Annotated in this window: 13 protein-coding genes; 4 read left to right on the forward strand and 9 right to left on the reverse strand. The window is 38.8% G+C overall.

Annotated features, from left to right (window positions below; genetic code table 11):
- Positions 1 to 193: 193 nt before the first annotated feature.
- The 3 genes from I6F41_RS07840 to I6F41_RS07850 are packed head-to-tail and all read left to right on the forward strand — an operon-like array spanning position 194 to position 4,964.
- The gene (locus I6F41_RS07840) at positions 194 to 2,116 is read left to right on the forward strand and encodes a PrkA family serine protein kinase (protein ID WP_011327898.1); all 1,923 of its coding nucleotides are present in this window, start codon (positions 194 to 196) and stop codon (positions 2,114 to 2,116) included.
- A gap of 30 nt (positions 2,117 to 2,146) precedes the next feature.
- A complete protein-coding gene (locus I6F41_RS07845) occupies positions 2,147 to 3,430 on the forward strand; it encodes a YeaH/YhbH family protein (RefSeq protein WP_011327897.1) in 1,284 nt (427 codons plus the stop codon).
- 19 nt (positions 3,431 to 3,449) lie between these two features.
- On the forward strand, positions 3,450 to 4,964 hold the full coding sequence (locus tag I6F41_RS07850) for a SpoVR family protein (protein WP_041454394.1): 1,515 nt from the start codon (positions 3,450 to 3,452) through the stop codon (positions 4,962 to 4,964).
- Positions 4,965 to 5,042: 78 nt separating this feature from the next.
- Here I6F41_RS07850 and I6F41_RS07855 read toward each other — a convergent pair whose 3' ends face one another.
- Complete coding sequence (locus tag I6F41_RS07855; protein WP_197108079.1) at positions 5,043 to 6,014, reverse strand: sensor domain-containing diguanylate cyclase; 972 nt, start codon at positions 6,012 to 6,014, stop codon at positions 5,043 to 5,045.
- 5 nt (positions 6,015 to 6,019) lie between these two features.
- Complete coding sequence (locus tag I6F41_RS07860) at positions 6,020 to 7,024, reverse strand: response regulator (RefSeq protein WP_011327894.1); 1,005 nt, start codon at positions 7,022 to 7,024, stop codon at positions 6,020 to 6,022.
- A gap of 226 nt (positions 7,025 to 7,250) precedes the next feature.
- Here I6F41_RS07860 and tpx point away from each other — a divergent pair, with 226 nt between their 5' ends.
- Positions 7,251 to 7,832 carry a thiol peroxidase gene (gene tpx / locus I6F41_RS07865; RefSeq protein WP_011327893.1) on the forward strand — a complete coding sequence of 194 codons (582 nt, stop codon included), beginning with the start codon at positions 7,251 to 7,253 and terminating at the stop codon, positions 7,830 to 7,832.
- Between the two features lie 73 nt (positions 7,833 to 7,905).
- Here the strand turns inward: tpx and adk are convergent, their stop codons facing one another.
- The 7 genes from adk to I6F41_RS07900 all read right to left on the reverse strand — a co-directional run bounded on the left by adk (position 7,906) and on the right by I6F41_RS07900 (position 19,648).
- A complete protein-coding gene (gene adk / locus I6F41_RS07870) occupies positions 7,906 to 8,550 on the reverse strand; it encodes an adenylate kinase (RefSeq protein ID WP_011327892.1) in 645 nt (214 codons plus the stop codon).
- A 164-nt stretch (positions 8,551 to 8,714) separates the two neighbouring features.
- Positions 8,715 to 10,631 (reverse strand): molecular chaperone HtpG, encoded by a 1,917-nt coding sequence (htpG, locus tag I6F41_RS07875; protein WP_197108080.1) that lies wholly within the window; start codon positions 10,629 to 10,631, stop codon positions 8,715 to 8,717.
- 261 nt (positions 10,632 to 10,892) lie between these two features.
- Positions 10,893 to 11,315, reverse strand: a complete 423-nt coding sequence (locus I6F41_RS07880) for a hypothetical protein (protein WP_197108081.1) — start codon at positions 11,313 to 11,315, stop codon at positions 10,893 to 10,895.
- Between the two features lie 364 nt (positions 11,316 to 11,679).
- Positions 11,680 to 12,375, reverse strand: coding sequence for a hypothetical protein (locus tag I6F41_RS07885; protein ID WP_197108082.1), 696 nt, complete (start codon positions 12,373 to 12,375; stop codon positions 11,680 to 11,682).
- A gap of 122 nt (positions 12,376 to 12,497) precedes the next feature.
- A complete protein-coding gene (locus I6F41_RS07890; protein WP_197108083.1) occupies positions 12,498 to 16,355 on the reverse strand; it encodes an RNA-directed DNA polymerase in 3,858 nt (1,285 codons plus the stop codon).
- Positions 16,356 to 16,367: 12 nt separating this feature from the next.
- Complete coding sequence (locus I6F41_RS07895) at positions 16,368 to 18,176, reverse strand: restriction endonuclease subunit S (protein WP_197108084.1); 1,809 nt, start codon at positions 18,174 to 18,176, stop codon at positions 16,368 to 16,370.
- Positions 18,176 to 19,648, reverse strand: a complete 1,473-nt coding sequence (locus I6F41_RS07900; RefSeq protein WP_197108085.1) for an N-6 DNA methylase — start codon at positions 19,646 to 19,648, stop codon at positions 18,176 to 18,178. Before I6F41_RS07900 ends, I6F41_RS07895 begins: the two co-directional genes overlap by 1 nt.
- Positions 19,649 to 19,714 lie beyond the last annotated feature (66 nt).

Below are 19,714 nucleotides of genomic sequence, written 5' to 3' on the forward strand. Positions count from 1 at the left end.
AATTTAAAAAGACGCTGCGGCGTCTTTTTTTATGCTTGGTAAATTACCACCTCCTTGTACAAGTACCTCTTATATTAAAAAGTCAAGATCATAATTTTTAATATAAATTTTTAATTTTATTGCACAAAAATTCAAAATCGTGACTAGACTTTAAGAAGTTAAGCTATTTTTAAAGTGGGTTTTGGAGGTCTTTATGACGATTTTTGATCATTACCAAGCACGATATGAAGCTGGACAAGAAGAAGAGTACAGTATTGCTGAGTTTTTAGATATTTGTAAAACCGACAAATCTGCCTACGCAAGTGCTCCTGAGCGTCTACTAATGGCAATTGGCGAGCCACAAATGATAGACACAGCAACAGACGCACGCTTAAGTCGATTGTTTTCTAATCGTGTAGTAGCACGCTACCCTGCCTTTGCTGATTTTTATGGTATGGAAGATGCCATCGAACAAATTGTTTCTTATTTAAAACACGCCTCTCAAGGCCTAGAAGAATGTAAACAAATTCTTTATTTATTGGGTCCGGTTGGTGGTGGTAAATCATCTATTGCCGAAAAACTGAAATACTTGATGCAACAAGTACCCATTTATTCTATTAAAGGCTCCCCTGTAAACGACCACCCGCTGTCATTATTCGATCCGATTGAAGATGCTAAATTACTTGAACAAGAATACGGCATTAAACCACGCTATTTGAAAACTATTATGTCGCCTTGGGCCGGAAAACGCTTAAAAGAATTTAACGGCGACATTAGTCAATTTAAAGTGGTTAAGCGCTACCCTTCTATTTTAAATCAAATAGGGATTGCCAAAACTGAGCCTGGGGATGAAAACAACCAAGATATTTCGGCACTAGTAGGTAAAGTAGATATTCGCCAACTAGAACATTTTGCACAAAATGATCCCGATGCTTACGCCTACTCTGGATCTTTATGTTTAGCAAACCAGGGCTTAATGGAGTTTGTTGAGATGTTTAAAGCGCCTATTAAGGTACTGCATCCTCTGCTAACAGCCACCCAAGAGGGTAACTACAACGGTACTGAAGGTATTAGTGCTCTGCCCTTTAACGGCATGATACTAGCCCACTCTAACGAATCTGAGTGGCAAACTTTTAAAAACAATAAAAACAATGAGGCATTCCTAGACCGGGTATATATTGTTAAGGTTCCTTATTGCTTACGTGTTACCGAAGAAATTAAAATTTACGATAAGCTACTTCAACACAGTGAGTTGTACAACGCGCCATGCGCCCCGGGAACACTTAAAATTTTAGCGCAGTTTTCAACGCTATCACGATTAAAAGAGCCTGAAAACTCGAGCCTTTTTTCAAAAATGCGAGTGTATGACGGCGAAACCCTAAAAGACACCGACCCTAAAGCTAAATCGTATCAAGAGTATCGAGACTATGCTGGGGTTGATGAAGGTATGACAGGACTTTCTACCCGTTTTGCTTTTAAAATTTTATCGCGAGTATTTAATTTTGACACCCTAGAGGTTGCTGCGAATCCAGTACATTTATTTTATGTGTTAGAACAACAAATTGAGCGTGAGCAGTTTGCATCTGATACCGAAGAGCGTTATTTGAGCTTTTTAAAAGGCTATTTAATTCCGCAATATGTGGAGTTTATTGGTAAGGAGCTGCAAACCGCATACTTAGAGTCGTACTCTGAATACGGACAAAATATTTTTGACCGTTATGTTATTTACGCCGACTTTTGGATTCAAGATCAAGAATACCGCGACCCCGATACTGGCCAACTATTTGACCGTGATGCCCTTAATGCAGAACTTGAAAAAATAGAAAAGCCAGCGGGTATTTCTAATCCAAAAGATTTTCGTAACGAAATAGTAAACTTTGTGCTTAGGGCTCGAGCGCACCATAATGGTAAAAACCCACTGTGGACCAGCTACGAAAAATTGCGCACCGTGATCGAGAAAAAAATGTTCTCTAATACCGAAGATTTGCTACCCGTTATTTCGTTTAATACCAAAACCTCTGCCGAGGATCAGCAAAAACACGAAGACTTTGTTAATCGTATGGTCGAAAAAGGCTACACACAAAAACAAGTGCGGTTGTTATCTGAATGGTATTTACGGGTTAGAAAATCGCAATAACCTTCATATTGGTAGTTTAGGAGGTAATTAATGGCGCATTTTATAGATAGGCGATTAAACGCAAAGAATAAAAGCACGCTTAATCGCCAGCGCTTTATTAGGCGCTATAAAAAACAAATTAAAGAAGCGGTTTCTGATGCGATTAATAAACGCAGTGTCACCGACGCAAGTTCGGGAGAGAGTATTTCTATTCCGCAACGCGATATTAGCGAACCTACATTTCATCAAGGAAAAGGCGGCAATAGAGAACAAATACATCCAGGGAACGATCAGTTCTCTACTGGCGATAAAGTAGAGCGCCCTAAAGGTGGGCAAGGTGGTGGCGCAGGAGGCGGTGAAGCGAGCGACTCGGGAGAAGGCCAAGACGAATTTGTATTTTCGATTTCAAAGGATGAATATTTAGATTTATTGTTTGAGGATTTAGAGCTGCCAAACTTGCAAGAAAATCAGCTCGACAAACTAGTACAAATGAAAACTCATCGCGCTGGTTTTTGCAGCGATGGTATGCCAAGTAATATTGATATTGTACGCTCACTCAAAGGCTCGTTAGCACGGCGTGTGGCCATGAGCGCAGGTAAAAAGCGTTTATTAGCAGAGCTTGAAGCTCAGTTAGTTATTTTACTTGCACAAGCACATCCTGATAAAGCTGCTATTGTGCTGTTAAGTAGTGAAATTGAACTGATTAAAAAGCAAATTAAGGCAGTGCCTTTTATTGATAATTACGACTTACGTTTTCGTAATTACGAAAAACGCCCTCACCCTACCAGCAAAGCTGTGATGTTTTGTATTATGGATGTGTCTGGCTCTATGGATCAGGCCACAAAAGACATGGCTAAGCGCTTTTATATTTTGCTATATCAGTTTTTAACACGCAGCTATAAAGACATTGAAGTGGTATATATTCGCCATCACACGCAAGCTAAAGAAGTTGACGAACAAGAGTTTTTTTACTCCCAAGAGACCGGCGGCACGATTGTTTCGAGTGCCCTTAAACTCATGGACGAAATAATTAAAGCGCGTTATAACTCTGAACAATGGAATGTGTATGCCGCGCAAGCGTCTGATGGTGATAACTGGGCAGACGACACACCGCAATGTGGACAAATTTTGCGTAATAAATTATTAAACGCAGTGCGCTATTTTGCCTATATAGAAATAACCACACGGGCGCATCAAAGTTTATGGCGCGAGTATCAAGACATAACCCAAAGCCATGCTAATTTTGCCATACAACATATTCAAAGCGTTGAGGATATTTACCCTATTTTTAGAGAGCTATTTAAAAAAGGTCGTCAGCAGCAAGGGGCTGCATAGCCTAAGCGAGGTAGTAAATATGAAGGATAAACATATAAGTGATGGCCCAGATTGGACTTTTGAGTTATTGGCCCAGTACCGTGATGAAATAGCCCGTGTTGCACAGCACTATCGCTTAGACACGTACCCTAATCAAATTGAAGTGATCACCGCTGAGCAGATGATGGATGCCTATTCTAGCGTTGGTATGCCTATAGGCTATAGCCATTGGTCATACGGTAAAAAGTTTATTCAAACTGAGCAAAATTATAAACGCGGTCAAATGGGATTAGCCTACGAAATCGTCATTAACTCCGATCCGTGTATTGCCTATTTAATGGAAGAAAACACCCTGCCCATGCAAGCACTGGTTATGGCGCATGCTTGTTATGGGCATAATTCTTTTTTTAAAGGGAATTACTTATTTAAAACCTGGACCGACGCCGGCTCAATTATCGATTACCTACTGTTTGCTAAAAAGTACATTAGCCGCTGCGAAGAAAAATACGGTATTACTGAGGTAGAAACCCTGCTCGACTCTTGTCATGCGCTAATGAATTACGGCGTAGACAGATACAAGCGCCCGCAACGTATTTCATTATTTGAAGAACAAAAGCGCCAGCAAGAACGAAAAGACTATCTACAATCACAAGTAAACGAGTTGTGGCGCACTATTCCAGCTCAACAACAAGAAGCTAAAAAGCATGAGCGTCATTTTCCACAAGAGCCACAAGAAAATATTTTATACTTTATTGAAAAAAATGCGCCATTGCTAGAGTCATGGCAGCGTGAAATCATTCGGATTGTACGTAAAATATCGCAATATTTTTATCCGCAAAAACAAACCCAGGTGATGAATGAAGGTTGGGCTACATTTTGGCATTATACTATTTTGAATCACTTATATGACGAAGGAAAATTGACTGATTCATTTATGATGGAGTTTTTACAAAGCCACACTAATGTGATTTATCAACCACCTTATAATAGCCAATATTACTCGGGTATAAACCCTTATGCTCTGGGCTTTAATATGATGGTAGACATTCGCCGTATTTGTGAGCAGCCAACAGAGGAAGATAAACGCTGGTTCCCGCAGTATGCTGGCAGTAATTGGCTCGACACGCTGCACTTTGCTATGCAAAACTTTAAAGATGAAAGTTTTATAAGCCAGTTTTTATCACCTAAACTGATCCGTGACTTTAAATTATTTACTATTGTTGATCATACAAATAACCCTCATTTAGAAATAGGTGCTATCCATGATGATAATGGCTATAAAGCAGTGAGAGAGGCGTTATCGGCGCAATATAATTTAAGTAATCACGAGCCTAATATTCAAATCTATAATGTTGATATTAGAGGCGACAGATCTCTTACATTACGTTATGTGCCGCACAATAATATTCCGCTCGCTAACTCACACGATGAAGTACTTAAACATCTTTACCGTTTATGGGGATTTAAAGTAAAACTAGAGCAAGAGTCGAGTAGCGGTGAAGTTTCTATTCTTAGTCAATGTCCAATAGATGATTATCGCCACACTACAGAGTAAATAATCTAGGTTATGGATAATAGATTTATTAAGCAACGCTGCATACTCGCGTTAACTAACCGATATAAAAAATGACGCTTAGGCGTCATTTTTTATATCGTCAAACATAGTAATACTATTCCTACCATTGTGTTTTGAATTATAAAGTGCTTTATCGGCAGCCTCAATCCAGCGTTCATGGTTTTTAAATTCATTACTATAAGAGGCAATGCCAATACTAACCGTCATACTCACTAGCTGATCTTTGTAAGCCACCGGGGTTGCCGCAATTAGTTCACGTAAACGCTCGGCTATTATCGTCGCACCTTGTTTATCAGTATCGAGTAAGGTGATAGCAAATTCTTCACCACCGTAGCGCCCTGCTATATCTGTTTCGCGCAATGTGCCTTTTAGTAATTTTGCAATATGACGCAATGCCTCGTCACCACAACTGTGGCCGTACTCATCGTTCACTTTTTTAAAGTGGTCAATATCAAACATTAATAAAGTACTGCAACCACCACTGCGTTTAGTACGCAAAAACTCTTGGCGTAACGTATGTTCCCAGTGCCCTCGGTTAGCTAGCTGCGTTAAGCTATCGGTTTGACTAACTTGCTCAAGCTTTTTATTTAACTGTTCGAGTTCTTTTTTATTAACGGCTACATCTGTTACATCGTAAATAATAATACATATATGCTCAACATCACCACGGGTATTTGTTAGTGGAATAAAGGTGGCATTTTGGTACATATAATCAGCTTTGCCGGTAATTGGCCGATAGTTTTTAAAACGAAAGATATAAGGTTGCTGTTCCCAAATTGTAAACGAGCGGTTTTTTAGTACAAACACGGATTCAGATTTACTTCTAAACCACTTTTCATCTATTGCGGGAAATAAATCAAATAAGTCTTTGTGTTTAACTGCGCTTGGCAATAATCCAGAATGATTTTCCATAAAACCATTCCATACACACACTTTATATTCTCTGTCGAGCACCACTAGGCCCACATCAACAGTATTAAACATATCCATTAACCAATGGATTTCATTCATATTTAAATCAGCTGACATAATCGTTAATCTTCTAATAGGTAGGCAACTTTGTACTTCAAAGTTTTTAGTGAGTCTTCGGTAAATAACAACATCAAATCGCAATTTATATTGTGGTTTTCAATACCGTAACTTATCTCGATTGCTAAGGTACGTTGCCAACGTGGTTTGTTAGATTTAACCAGCTCTGATACATCTCTATGCTGACCCAGTACTATGGGATGCCCTTGGCTAAATGTCATATCAAGTTGTTTTGAGAGTCCAGTTAAAATAGCGCCAATAAGTATATTACTGATATCCATTAACAGCTCTAGCTCTACTTTTTCATTGAGCTCACCGTCGTAGTTCATTAGCGATGCTATTTCTTTAAAGCTCGAGTCATTTAAAAGTAGTAATGCTTCCCCTGATACACCGCCGCCTATAAAGCCTTGGCAGATACCCGAGGTTGAGGTGCTGTTATCAATTGAGCGCAGCGCCATATCAAGCTCATTTACTTCTAGAATATTAACATTAGGTATGGGCAGCTTAACAAATACATTAAGTAACCTTGCGAGTAGGTCGCCTGCTTGCCCCATGGCCACGTTAGTAAGCTCTTGGTATATATCTCGTACATCAGGGTCTACCTGCTCACCTAACGAGTGCGCAAGGCGCTCTCGCATTGCTTTGTCTTTAATGCCATGATGTTCAATAATAGTGGCTAGCTTTTCTGCGGAGCAAGGTTTTTGAATAAAATCAATTGCACCTAGCTCTAATACGCGCTCATGTGCCGCCGGCTGAATATCGCCAGAAACCACCACAGTGAGCACATTAAGACCAAGCTCTCGTATCGCTATGAGTACTTCATAACCATCCATTTCTGGCATATTTAAATCAAGAAAAAGAATTTCTGGCTGTATTTTTTTTATTTGGTTTATACAATCTACACCGTCATGCGCAAATTCAATTTTAATATCCCAATCCACTGGTAAAGATCGAGCTAGTTGGCGTCTAGCTAATTTTGAATCATCACATATTAGTACCGATGTTGACATATTCTCTCTCTATTTTGACCCTGTTATAGGTATCAAACTGCATTAATAAAGGTTTAATTATTGTTTTTTATATACATATTTTTTACATATGTATGTTATATCAAAGTATACCTTGTTTACAATTTTTGATTAATAAATAAAAGCATCTACTTCTTCTGCTTGGTGAGCACTTCGCAGTATAATACACTTAACGCTATTACAGCCTGAATCTAAAAGGAAATACCCTATGTTTCGCTCGTTAATTTTTGCATTAAGTGCATTTAGTTCTGTGGCTTTTGCTGCCGATTATACCGAAAACACGCTTGATGCTGGCAAAGTATCCGCACAAGGTAAACCTGTTACTTTATTAGGTAAGGGAGTTGCTGTAGGCGATAGCGCACCAGAGTTTAAAGTGGTCGACGCTAACTTTACCCCTGTTACATTGAGTGCGTATAAAGGCCAAGCCGTTTTGATTAGCGTAGTACCTAGTTTAGATACCGGTATTTGCAGCCTACAAACTAAACACTTTAACGAAAAAGTAGCACAACAATTTCCAAACATAACCATGTTGACCATTAGTAGCGATTTACCTTTTGCGCAAAAACGTTTTTGCAAAGCTGAGAACATAGATAAGGTAATTGTGCTTTCTGATTCGGTATGGCACGACTTTGGTCAGAAGTATGGATTTATAATTAAAGATATGGGGCTACTAACACGCGCTGTACTTATTTTAGATAAAAACCATAACGTGGTTTATAAGCAATTAGTGAGTAACCTTGCAACTGAACCAGAATACGCCAGCGTGATTGAAAAACTAAAGGCACTTTAAATTAACCTAAACTCTGCACAAAAAAACCGCTAAATTTTACATTAGCGGTTTTTATTTAATAGAGGACTGTAAATTAGCCTAATAGCTCACCTAACTGTTTGCTAATAGCATCAACAGCTTGTGTACCATCTAGCTTATGATACTGGGTGTTACCCGCAGCAGCTTCTGCTTGGTAGTAATCAACCAATGGCATAGTTTGCTCATGGTAAATACCTAAGCGTTTACGTACTGTTTCTTCAGTATCGTCTGCACGAATAATAAGCTCTTCACCTGTTTCGTTGTCTTTATCTGCCACTTTTGGTGGATTATAAACAACGTGATAAACACGACCAGAACCTGGATGAACACGACGTCCACCCATACGCTCAACAATCACTTCATCAGCAACATCAAATTCAATAACGTGATCAACCACTACGCCATTTTCTTTCATCGCATCAGCTTGTGGAATAGTGCGCGGGAAACCGTCTAATAAAAAACCATTTTCGCAATCAGCTTTAGTAATACGCTCTTTTACTAAACCAATGATAATATCGTCAGAAATTAACTGGCCTGCATCCATTACTTTTTTTGCTTCAAGACCCAGTGGAGTGCCTTCTTTAATTGCTGCACGTAACATATCACCAGTCGAAATTTGTGGAATACCGTATTTATCCATCAAGTACTGAGCTTGAGTGCCTTTACCTGCACCCGGCGCGCCCAAAAGAATAATGCGCATATCATTGTCCCTTAGTAATAGTTTGTTTTTTGAAGCCTGAATTCTTCCATAAGCGCCGCCGATACTCAAGCAACTTATACTAATTGATAAGTCATTAGCGGGCATATAGCGTATAAAAAAGGGAACTTAGGTTCCCTTTTAACTTAATCTTTAATTTTTTAAACTTATTTGCTTAATTCAAGCATAAGTTTATTTAAGCGAGTTACAAACCCTGTAGGGTCTTTAAGTGTGCCACGCTCTGCAAGTAGCGCTTGGTCAAGTAATACATGCGACCACTGTGCAAACTTATCTTCGTCTTGCTCATCATTTAAATGCTTAACAAGTTGATGCTCTGGGTTTAGCTCAAACACAGGTTTTGCTTCAGGAGCGGCTTGACCAACCGATTCCATTAGCTTTTGCATTTGTGAGCTCATGTCGTTGTCATCGCTAACAACACATGCTGGAGAGTCGGTTAAACGATGCGTAAAACGCACTTCTTTAACTTCATCACCTAACGCAGTTTTAATACGCTCTACTAAACCGGCAACTTCTTTTTCAGACTCTTCTTGCGCTTTTTTAGTCTCTTCGTCGTCAAGCTTACCTAAGTCTAAATCACCACGGGTGATTGATTGTAGTTGCTTATCAGCAAATTCTGTTAAGTGGCTCATCATCCACTCATCTACACGGTCACTTAGCAGTAATACTTCAATGCCTTTTTTACGGAAAATCTCTAAATGCGGAGAGTTTTTCGCAGCAGTAAACGTATCAGCCACTACGTAGTATATTTTTTCTTGGCCTTCATTCATGCGCTCAACGTATTGCTCAAGCGATACATCTTGCGTTGCTGAATCGGTATGCGTAGAAGAGAAACGTAATAGTTTACAAATTGCTTCTTTATTAGCTGCATCCTCTGCAGGGCCTTCTTTGATCACTTGACCAAATTCATTCCAAAATACTTGGTAATCGTCCGCTTTGTTTTTAGCCATACGCTCAAGCATTTTAATAATACGCGATGTACACCCTTTACGAATAGCTTGCGTTACTTTGTTGTCTTGTAGAATTTCGCGAGATACGTTAAGTGGTAAATCGTTTGAATCTAACAAGCCTTTTACAAAACGTAAATAACTTGGCATGAATTGTTCAGCGTCATCCATAATAAACACGCGTTGTACGTACAGTTTTAAACCACTTTGGCGATCACGATTCCATAAGTCGAATGGCGCTTTTTTAGGGATGTATAACAAACTAGTGTATTCAGTTTTACCTTCTACCTTGTTATGCGCCCAACTTAGTGGATCTTCCCAATCGTGGCTTACGTGCTTGTAAAACTCTTTGTATTCGTCATCTGAAAGCTCTGACTTATCACGAGTCCACAGTGCAGTAGCGCGGTTAATACTTTCCCACTCACCTGGTACTGCTGGGATTTTTTCGCCATCTTCCCCTTCAGACTCTGGCACTTCTGCTTTGTACATTTGTACTGGGGTCGAAATATGATCCGAGTATTTAGTCACTATGCTGCGCAGGCGCCACTCATCAGCAAACTCTTTTTCTTCTTCGCGAAGATGTAGAATAATGTCGGTACCACGGCCTTCTTTTTCAATTTCTTGCAGCGTGTACTCGCCTTCGCCTTGAGACTCCCACTCGTAAGCAGTTGTTTCGCCAGCTTTACGGGTGCGAACCGTTACTAAGTCTGCCACGATAAATGCTGAGTAAAAACCAACACCAAACTGACCAATTAACTGCGAGTCTTTACTTTGATCGCCAGTTAAGTTTTTGAAAAACTCAGCAGTACCCGATTTTGCAATCGTCCCTAAAGAGCTTATTACTTCATCGCGGGTCATACCAATACCATTATCTGAAATAGTAATGGTGTTAGCTTCTTTGTCAGCGCTAATACGCACACGTAAGTCAGCGTCGCCTTGGTACAGATCACCTTGTGATAATGCTAAAAAGCGTAACTTGTCTGCTGCATCTGAGGCATTTGACACAAGTTCACGTAAAAATATTTCTTTATTAGAATAAAGAGAATGAATCATTAAGTTGAGTATCTTACCCGCATCTGTTCCAAACTCATGTTTTTCAATGTTTTTATTGTCAGTCATGTTATTACCTTCTTATCTTTTGGTACTCAATTTGGTACTCAATTGATTAATTGCTGTTATAAGCCATGCACTGAATATTGTGTTTGATGTGAGTGTTTTCAAGAGGTGATATTAAAAAATCACTATAAATTTGGGCTGGAGTCGATTATTAGCTTTGATATTTATATTGTCACCCTAATTTAATAGTGGGCCACTCTTAATTCAACCCAGCATGATTGTTTAAAATTATTAATATGAAGAGTTGATACTAAATATAAAATGCTAAACACACTCTACATGCAAATCTATTACTTTATGATCATTAAACCTATAAGCAATGAAAAGTGTAATACGATCCACATTATCAAATTCCAGAAAAGGCAAAAATTTTAAACACGCATTTTCTTTGTCAATAACCTTCAATAAAGATTCTTTAGTATATAGGCTTGATTCATCATCAAGGTGAACATAATAGTTAACCCGTAAATTAGTTTCTGAGTTAGTCATGTATATTGAATTAATTATGGTGCCTGGGGCTATCTTCGTACCAGAAATTTTTTCCAAGTTTTTATTAACCTGTTTAATATACTTTTCAGTAACTTTAGTACTATCACTATCCGCACTAGTAGTTGAAAAGCTACTTTTATTTTCTTGGTATATATTTGTGATTGATGCGAGAATTAATAATACAAACCATCCTTTCAAAATCCTCTTTCTTACCCTAGTAGTTCTTTTTGATTTAAAAAGTGAAAAGACTGCTATATGTAATATAGGCATAAAAATAACGACCAATGTACTAGCAACAATCGCTAAAATTAATGTATAACCTGTTGCTGTATATTGATGATATGCCGTGAGCGCAATAGCAATTAAATAAAGAATTACCAAGTTTTTAAATTTAACTTCTTCCTTTACCTCTGTTTTCTTATTATTTTATTCCATAATTGTTCCTTAAAAACCAAGTTGTACTTACTATTATAAAATTAAGCATCAGACTTATTTTATTCTTTTCAACTAGAGAATTTTGGTCCTAGAAATGCTTTGCAATACTTACAAAAACGCAATAGCACTAATTAAGCTTAGAGAGCTTTTCTGCTAAATTAGTTAACTCTTTAGCTTTATCATACTCCCCGTTTTCTAACGCTATGCTGATATCTTGCTTGAGTTTAGTTAAATTAATTGAACTGCTACCTGCATCTTTACTATCTAAATGCTTATGAACGTTGCTTTTTGTCCCTACCTTGTTCCTGATCTTTTGCTTAACCACCTCTTTGATAACGGTATCCTGAACCTTTCTTTTCAACCTACTTTCATTCAGATTACCTTTTATTTTAGAGGTGCTTTTTTGAAACTTTTGAGCCGCTTGCTTTATAGCCACTTTGAATACTGGAATATACTTTTTAATAATAAAAAAAACAGTAATGAAAAAAGATATTCCTATAACCCAAAGAATGCTATCAATGGCGCGTTCTGCTTCTAAGTCAGCTTCTTTTTCTCGCCTTTTTCTCTCAACCTCTGGCATTACTTTGTTTACCAGAGTGAAGTTGAGATACTCTGTGGCTGTATCTGAGTTATAACCATATTTATATTGAAATTGCTCAAATGTTAAAACCTCTAAATCATTTAGCTTTTCAGCTTCAATATCAGAAGAAGCTGAAGCACTTCTAGGTTGCTCAATTTTTTCTTGTGGGCTTTGCTGCGCCATTATAAATTGGCTAAAAAGGATTAAGAGTATCATCAGTATGATTTTAATTTGCTTATTCATAACTTCCCTATTTTCATATTGCACATCTATAACCAAGTATGAAGAGATAGGTATCAAAGTCTTCATACTCAATAAAACACCAAACCTTTTTAAAGCGAGCAACTCTTTAATTCATTTACCACTTAACCTGCCGGCTTAGTCTTTATTAACTTATTAGACTTCATTCCTATACCAACATCATCGCGCCTGAAGTCAAACATATTCATCTCAAATGTATTAATTGATACCTGATCATTTCCATGACTGTGAGCTATCAGTCGATCGTAAGGCTTGCTATATGGAGCTTTCGCGCAAGAGCCACCATAGACTCCTGTATTAACTAACACTACAGGCTGAAACATATGATAGTGAAGCGCATCAATCATAGTATCGAACGTGTTTACATCCTTATTAAGCGCACACACGGCATAGGCATTTGTTTTATCCTTTAAGTCTGCACTTAATGAAATATCTGTTGCGTCATAACAAATTGAACCTGTAATTACAAAGCCCGACTTATTCGGAAATCTAGGATGCTTAAGCTCCAACAATAACTGATATGGCCGCCAAGGTTTAATTTTACCTACTTCTTCAGCCATCATATTGTGCTTACCCTGAAATCTAATAAGCTCTTTTTGTTCTGAATTTGCCTTAGGTGGCACAATCCAAACAGCGCAATTATTTGGTCCATCTACATTATTTTGCTTAATAAAGCCTAAACCAGCGTAAATTATTGAGTGAGTTTTTCTCGATAGAGTAATTAAAACATCTAAATCATCATGGCTAACAGATAGCTCTGGCCATATAATAAGGTCAACTTGTTTCCCTCTTTCTTTGCGCTCTAAGTCATCAGTTCGCTGCGCATCAATATGCTTACACACTAGTGCGGCAACATCAGCAACATGGCGCCTGTGTCTTACCCTAAATCCGTTATTATCTAACATTATTCCATATTGCTCAAAGTCACTATTGCTAGGCAGTTTAGATTGCACCATAGCCACAGTTAGGTTCTGCTTATTATCTTGCCAATCAAGGTTAATTGTTTCAATTAACCCGGGCATAGCTGTGTGCTTGCAATATTTTAATCTAAGCTCATTTAATCTATTTGCGACTAACTTATTAACGCTATCTATAGTCCAATTTAATGGCCAGTCATAACCTTGGTCATTGACTGATATGCCGGGCCAAATCAAAAGTTTTGATAATAAAGTTGTTAACCAATGAGAAATTTGCGCAGATTCACCTGCTATAGAGTGTGGTGTATTCATCATGCCTAAAGCTCTTTTTTCAGAGCTAGTTTTTATACCTCTATATCCTGTTTTCGCCTCTATGCTTGAGCTAAATCCAGACCAATCTATATTGCCTATTAATGCGGATCGAGCACATATAGCGACTCGCTGAAGGACTTTAGTTTCAGCGTCAACTTCAATTAAATGTTTACTCAATAATAAATTAGAAGAAGTAAATCCAAGCTCAATATTAAGGCTACAATCAAATAAATCATACTGAGGAGGTAGTGAGTAGCTACTGTTCTCTAGTTTGATTTTAGTCGTCGCTATATCTATTAGCTTATCTGACGCAGCCTTTTCTAACTCAGTACTTTTTTCAAGCAAAGCTTGTATTAACTTTAACGCCATTATCTCATTTGCAAACGGGTTATCTGGTCGCTGTACTAGTCTAAGAAGAGACTGAAAGCCACTAATGCTCTCTAATGGTTTCTTTAAAGGTCTTTTATCAATGCCTTGATGCCTAATAAGCTCTTTTATTACTTGCTGTTTGGGCCAATGATATTCAAGTGGACGTGCGTGCTTAACAAGCGAACTAAAGAAGCTAACATTTTGTACTGATATGCTTGATAAAACATCAGTAACCTTATCTGACGCTAAATGATCTAGTAAACATGAAACGGCTCTGACTAGAGGTTTAGAATTTTTATTTAACTGCTCCGCAAGTAAAATATTAGCTGCAAGCTTTTCAGCAGAGAACGAGGTAGGCAAACTAATTTTTCTAAATCCCTTGCTAAGCTTTATAATAAGATCATAGTCTTGATTACCAGAGCCTTGTTCCAAAGTCGTATCAAGTCTTACTAGTAACAAAAATCTAGCTTGTTCAACTAATAAATTAAAACCTACTTCACCTTCTGTATCAGCGCTCAAGCATATGTTAACTGCTTCATATTGAAGTTGTTCAAAAAAGTTATCATGGTCAGCGTGTAGTGGAATATATTTAGGGTCTAACCGATGAATAGTGGTGGACGCATGTCTAAAAATTTCGGCTAAACAATACGCAGCAACAGCTACGACTTGCTTATTTTTATCGCTCAATTTTCGCTTTAACTGTTGAAGAACAGGGTTAATTAACTGCCTACAAGGAAATAGCTCTAAGCCTTTTTTTAGCAGTACGACCAGTGACGGGTCTTGGCTCCAACATGCAATCAGCCGTCTTGCTAAACGCTCTTGTTGATAGTCCCAATCACATGGAGTATATTTACCGTTGGCATCAACCGGGTGTGCCGTAAAATTACGTATAACTTTTAGCACCTTAGCAATCTTGTTAGTTGCAAAACGCTTCAGGCTGTCGTCCCTTATATCAAGATGCTTTTGCTCCACTTGTGCCAGTAAGTTTATAGTGCAGTTTTCACCTTGTGAAAGGTAAGAGTCACTTCCCACCATAGATAATAACGCTTCAAGTTGCCCTAAGTACTCCTGAGAATCATCAAAAGTAATTGGCCCACTTAAACGATTTTGAATTTTTGTCAGCTCACCCGACACACCAACTACTCTTGGTTTATATAGCTCCACCTTGGTTTTATCACCGTTTAGACTTAAGGTGTGGAGGCCGGCGTCCTTAAAAACCTTGTTTACTGAAGAGGTAATTTGCTCTTTTATAGAAGCTAAATGCTGTACTTTGCAAGAAGTTAATTTTCCTTGTTTGACTAGCGAAGAATGTTTAGGTGAGGTAACAACAAGGCGCATATCATCTACGTAGCGGCAGTAGTCAACTAAAGTAATATCAATACTGCAATCGTCATTTATTTGTTGACCAATTAACCCTTTAAGTTCTTTATCAAACCCTAAAAGGTAAATGTTAGATAAAAAACCACCAGCAACTAGCCCTTGGGGTATTCCTTTTGGTGCCTCTGGTACAAGCTTCGATTTGCATAATTCCTTAAAGCCAACCTTTGCTTGCTCACTCCAATCCCATTTTTCAAATGCTAAAAGTAACTTGTCGGTAAGTTGATATTCGCTAGAGTCAACATACTGGCCAAGAGCCAAATCCTTCAATTTTTTACATAGTACTTTTCTATCAACTAAATCAAAAAACTTAGAGAGATCTAGCTCAACCATAAACACATCTTGCTCATCATTAAGCTCATTTCTGGCTTGCTCTGCAAAATGGTACGACCGCTCTAAAAAACGGCGATTATCAATAAAAAATTTACTGTAAATGGTTGTAGCACCATAGCTGTGCTCAGCCTTTCCATCGTCATCATATTGGCAATAGAGACGATTGCCATAATTAACGACTCCCTTATCATGTACTAATTCAAAATCTGTCGAAGGGTCACCTTGCATTGTTTCAACATCATTGGCTAAACACATCATCAACAATGTCATTATACTTTGATCACGGATAGATATATGAGCCAGAGGCCTTAATGGAATATCATCTATAGAACCAAGTGGATGCCAATATAAGCACTCATCAGATGAAACTGTATCCGGTTTTTCTTCTTGAAAGCCCCACTTGTATTGTTTTGGAGCAGGAACTAGCTCTAAATTTTTAAAATTAAACTCATCTTTTTCAATATCAAGACACCAATTATTAGCCGTATTCGCTAGAGTAAGCGCCGATAAGTCCAACTCAAAGTTATCGGCGTACCAGTTTGTAGTTCTGATATAGTGATGACTTTTTTTCCAAGCCAACGCCATTAACAAAGGATCTGTTAAATAATCATCGGTTAATGCTAACTTCTCATACTTCTTCGCAATCCTTGGCATTAACTTATTCCTTTAAATAATTTGTTCGACTATGGCGTCGGTGAGGTGAAGTTTAGTGGTTTGTGCGTCGGTTAAACGGGCTTTAAGTTGGTCGCAGAGTGTCATTAGTTCATCGACTTTATTAACTACCCTTTCAAATTCTTCGAGTGGAGGACAAGGAACCAAAACTTGGCTAAGTATCTCTAAATTTATATTCTTTTGTGCGGTTGAAGGGGCAAATTTCTCTAAATTTGCCTTTGCTGTTCGAATAAAATAATCGAAATACTTCGTTGGAATTTGGTCCTCAAAACATGTGTAACCCACTACGCTATCAGGAAAACAAGCATCAAATCCGAGAATTCCAGTATCAGCAATATTTGCTGCTATGGTGATACACAATGTACCTTTCGGCCAAAGCTGACTTTGTGCTAGGCCTACTTCGTTATACATAGCTGTGTAGGTTTCAATAACTTCAACTGAGCGAGCTACATCACCGGTTTGAACTAAAGGGATAGTTCCGTTTTTATATAACTTTGGATCATTACGCGGACGGTGCTTGGACTTTCCTCTAGCTAACTCACCTAAATCAGGAAGCCTACACCACTCCCAACCATTTGGTAATTCAAACGGCTTTTCTTCGTCGGTGATTTCTGGTAATGGTTTTTGCTTTTTGATTTTTTTATCTTTAATCAGTTGGGCTTTTTCTGCTGCTATGCGCTCTAGGAGGTTGGCGGCGGGCTCGTCGTTTGGGTTTTGTGGGACGAGTTTGCCCATTACGGCTAGTTGTAAAATAGTCTGTTTTAGCGTGTCGATGCTGGCGGTGGTGGTGAATAGCGTGTCGAAGTGCTCGCTTAAACGTTGCCAGTTTTGTTGTAACTGTGCACTGGCTTGTTCCGGTGTTGCTCCTTGCTCTGGTGCTTTCAGCAACGCCTCTAACAGCACCTCAACTAATGTTTGATGTGCCGTAATACTGTTTTCAGTTTGCGCTTCAAGCGCATCACACAAGCTCATTAACTCATCGACTTTAGCGACAATGCGGTGTTGTTCTTTTTCTGGAGGAATAGGAACAACGAGTAAAGATAATGACTCAGAATTTAGCGTGAAGCCCATGACCGCATTCTTTTTATTGCCTTTGTTTGCACGATTAGGTAAAACACGAAAAAGATAATCTTTTGAAACCCCTGAGTAAGGAAATATTGAAATAATAGCTTCATTATGAAAGGCTGGCATTTCTAAAAAAGAAACCTTACCCACTGTTAATTTGAAACTCATTAACAATGTACCTTTAGGTACAGGCTCCCTTTTGAAAATGTCTGTTTTCGCTAATTGAGTAACCTGTTTATTCGTTTCACTTACATAGCCAACATCATTTAGATCAGCAATACTCACCCAAGGTATACCGACACTATTCTCAGCCCAAAAGTCAGCGTTTTTGGTTGATGGTGTTTTACCCGGTCCATAATAAGAAGTATCAGGAAACCGAACCCACTCCCAACTTTCAGGCAATTCAAACGGTTTTTCGTCTTCACTAATTTCAGGTAGTGGCTTTTGCTTTTTGATTTTTTTATCTTTAACCAATTGTGCTTTTTCTGCGGCTATCCGTTCTAATAATACTGAGGCGGGTTCGTCATTTGGATCTTGCGGCACTAACTTACCACGCACTGCGAGTTCTAAAATAAGCTCACGGAGTTTTTTAATGCCATGAAGTGAAAACTTTTTAGATGAACCACGCCCTGCTGACGACTTTTGCTCAATGGCGGTGGTCCAAATATCAAGATGTTCGGTGATTAATTGCTCAGAACTAAGGTTTTCTGTGTTTACGTTTGTCTTAGTATCAGCCATTACTTGCCCTCAACATCTTTAGCAAGTGCCGCTGACAATATGCCTTTTAGCTGATCGCGCAGTGCTTGTATATCAGCTTGCTGTTTTGAGTAGTCGGCTAATAGCTCTTCTGGGTCGTGGCTGATTACCTCGCCTACATGCGGATTTTTAATGTCGAGGTTGTAATTACGGGCAATAATATCGTCGATTGATACTTTCCACGCTTGTTCGGTTTCAGTACGGCTTGCAAAGCCATCGGCCTCATTACCCCACCATTCAAGTTCGGTTTTGAACTCTTCAAACTTCATGGGTTTGGTTTTGTTATAGTTTTTAACGCCTGTTGGGTATGGGTGCTCGTAAAACCACACGTCTTTCGTTGGTGTGCCTTTGGTAAAAAACAGGATGTTAGTTTTAATGCTTGTATACGGGGCAAATACACCATTAGGTAAGCGAACTATGGTGTGTAAATTACATTCCTCTACCAATAGCTTTTTAATTTTGGTTTTAACGCCTTCACCAAATAAGGTGCCATCTGGCAATACTACTGCTGCGCGCCCTTTGGTGTTGAGCACTTCTATAATGAGCTGTAAGAACAAGTCAGCTGTTTCACGAGTTTGCATGTCGCTTGGGAAGTTTTTTTCGATGCCGTCTTCTTCAGTGCCGCCAAATGGTGGATTGGTGATGATGACATCTACTTGGTCATCCCAGCTTGAAAGTGGCTTATTTAGGGTATTACCGTGTTTAACTTGTACCGGTACTTCAATGCCGTGAAGCATCATGTTGGTAGTACACAGTAAGTGCGGGAGTTGTTTTTTTTCTACGCCGTGTATTTGCTTTTGCAATATTTGGTGGTCGTCGCCCGATTTAACATAGTTTGCTTTAACATGGTCGAACGCGCACGCTAAAAAGCCACCGGTCCCACACGCCGGGTCCATGATTGACTCGCCTAGTTTTGGGTCGGTTACCGCCACTATAAATTTAGTAATGGCGCGCGGGGTATAAAATTCGCCCGCGTTGCCTGCGCTTTGTAAATCTTTTAGTATTTGCTCGTACAGGTCGCCAAATAAGTGACGCTCTTTTGAGTCAGTAAAGTCTATTTCGTTTAGTTTATTAATAACCTGGCGCAATAGCGTGCCGTTTTTCATGTAGTTAAAGGCATCACTAAAGGCTTGGGTTACTACATAACCCCGAGGGTTTTTATCTATAGGTGCGGTTAAGTTTTTAAGTTCTGGGAATAGCTTGTCGTTCACAAACTCTAAAAGCTCATCACCCGTTATGCCTTCGTTGTCTGCTGCCCAATTGCGCCATAAAAATTGCTCAGGGATTGGCTCGCGGTAATCGTCTAATTCAAGCTCTAGTTCTTCTTCTTGCGCGTCGAATACTTTTAAAAATAGTAACCACGACATTTGACCAAGGCGTTGTGCGTCGCCATCGACACCGGCGTCTTTACGCATAATATCTTGAATGGATTTAATAGCTGAACTGATAGACATAGTATTCTCTTGTTTAAATTACTTACTTCACCGCTTAGCTAATAATTAACTAAGCGGTTACGCTAT

Origin of the sequence: Pseudoalteromonas sp. SCQQ13 (assembly GCF_015864415.1) — a bacterium.
Taxonomy (GTDB): Bacteria; Pseudomonadota; Gammaproteobacteria; order Enterobacterales; family Alteromonadaceae; genus Pseudoalteromonas; species Pseudoalteromonas nigrifaciens.

Excerpts from the sequence above, each read along its gene's own strand:
- I6F41_RS07840 (WP_011327898.1), top strand. The coding sequence starts at position 194 with ATGACGATTTTTGATCATTACCAAGCACGATATGAAGCTGGACAAGAA.
- I6F41_RS07845 (WP_011327897.1), top strand. The coding sequence starts at position 2,147 with ATGGCGCATTTTATAGATAGGCGATTAAACGCAAAGAATAAAAGCACG.
- I6F41_RS07850 (WP_041454394.1), top strand. The coding sequence starts at position 3,450 with ATGAAGGATAAACATATAAGTGATGGCCCAGATTGGACTTTTGAGTTA.
- I6F41_RS07855 (WP_197108079.1), bottom strand. The coding sequence starts at position 6,014 with ATGTCAGCTGATTTAAATATGAATGAAATCCATTGGTTAATGGATATG.
- I6F41_RS07860 (WP_011327894.1), bottom strand. The coding sequence starts at position 7,024 with ATGTCAACATCGGTACTAATATGTGATGATTCAAAATTAGCTAGACGC.
- tpx (WP_011327893.1), top strand. The coding sequence starts at position 7,251 with ATGTTTCGCTCGTTAATTTTTGCATTAAGTGCATTTAGTTCTGTGGCT.
- adk (WP_011327892.1), bottom strand. The coding sequence starts at position 8,550 with ATGCGCATTATTCTTTTGGGCGCGCCGGGTGCAGGTAAAGGCACTCAA.
- htpG (WP_197108080.1), bottom strand. The coding sequence starts at position 10,631 with ATGACTGACAATAAAAACATTGAAAAACATGAGTTTGGAACAGATGCG.
- I6F41_RS07885 (WP_197108082.1), bottom strand. The coding sequence starts at position 12,375 with ATGAATAAGCAAATTAAAATCATACTGATGATACTCTTAATCCTTTTT.
- I6F41_RS07890 (WP_197108083.1), bottom strand. The coding sequence starts at position 16,355 with ATGCCAAGGATTGCGAAGAAGTATGAGAAGTTAGCATTAACCGATGAT.
- I6F41_RS07895 (WP_197108084.1), bottom strand. The coding sequence starts at position 18,176 with ATGGCTGATACTAAGACAAACGTAAACACAGAAAACCTTAGTTCTGAG.
- I6F41_RS07900 (WP_197108085.1), bottom strand. The coding sequence starts at position 19,648 with ATGTCTATCAGTTCAGCTATTAAATCCATTCAAGATATTATGCGTAAA.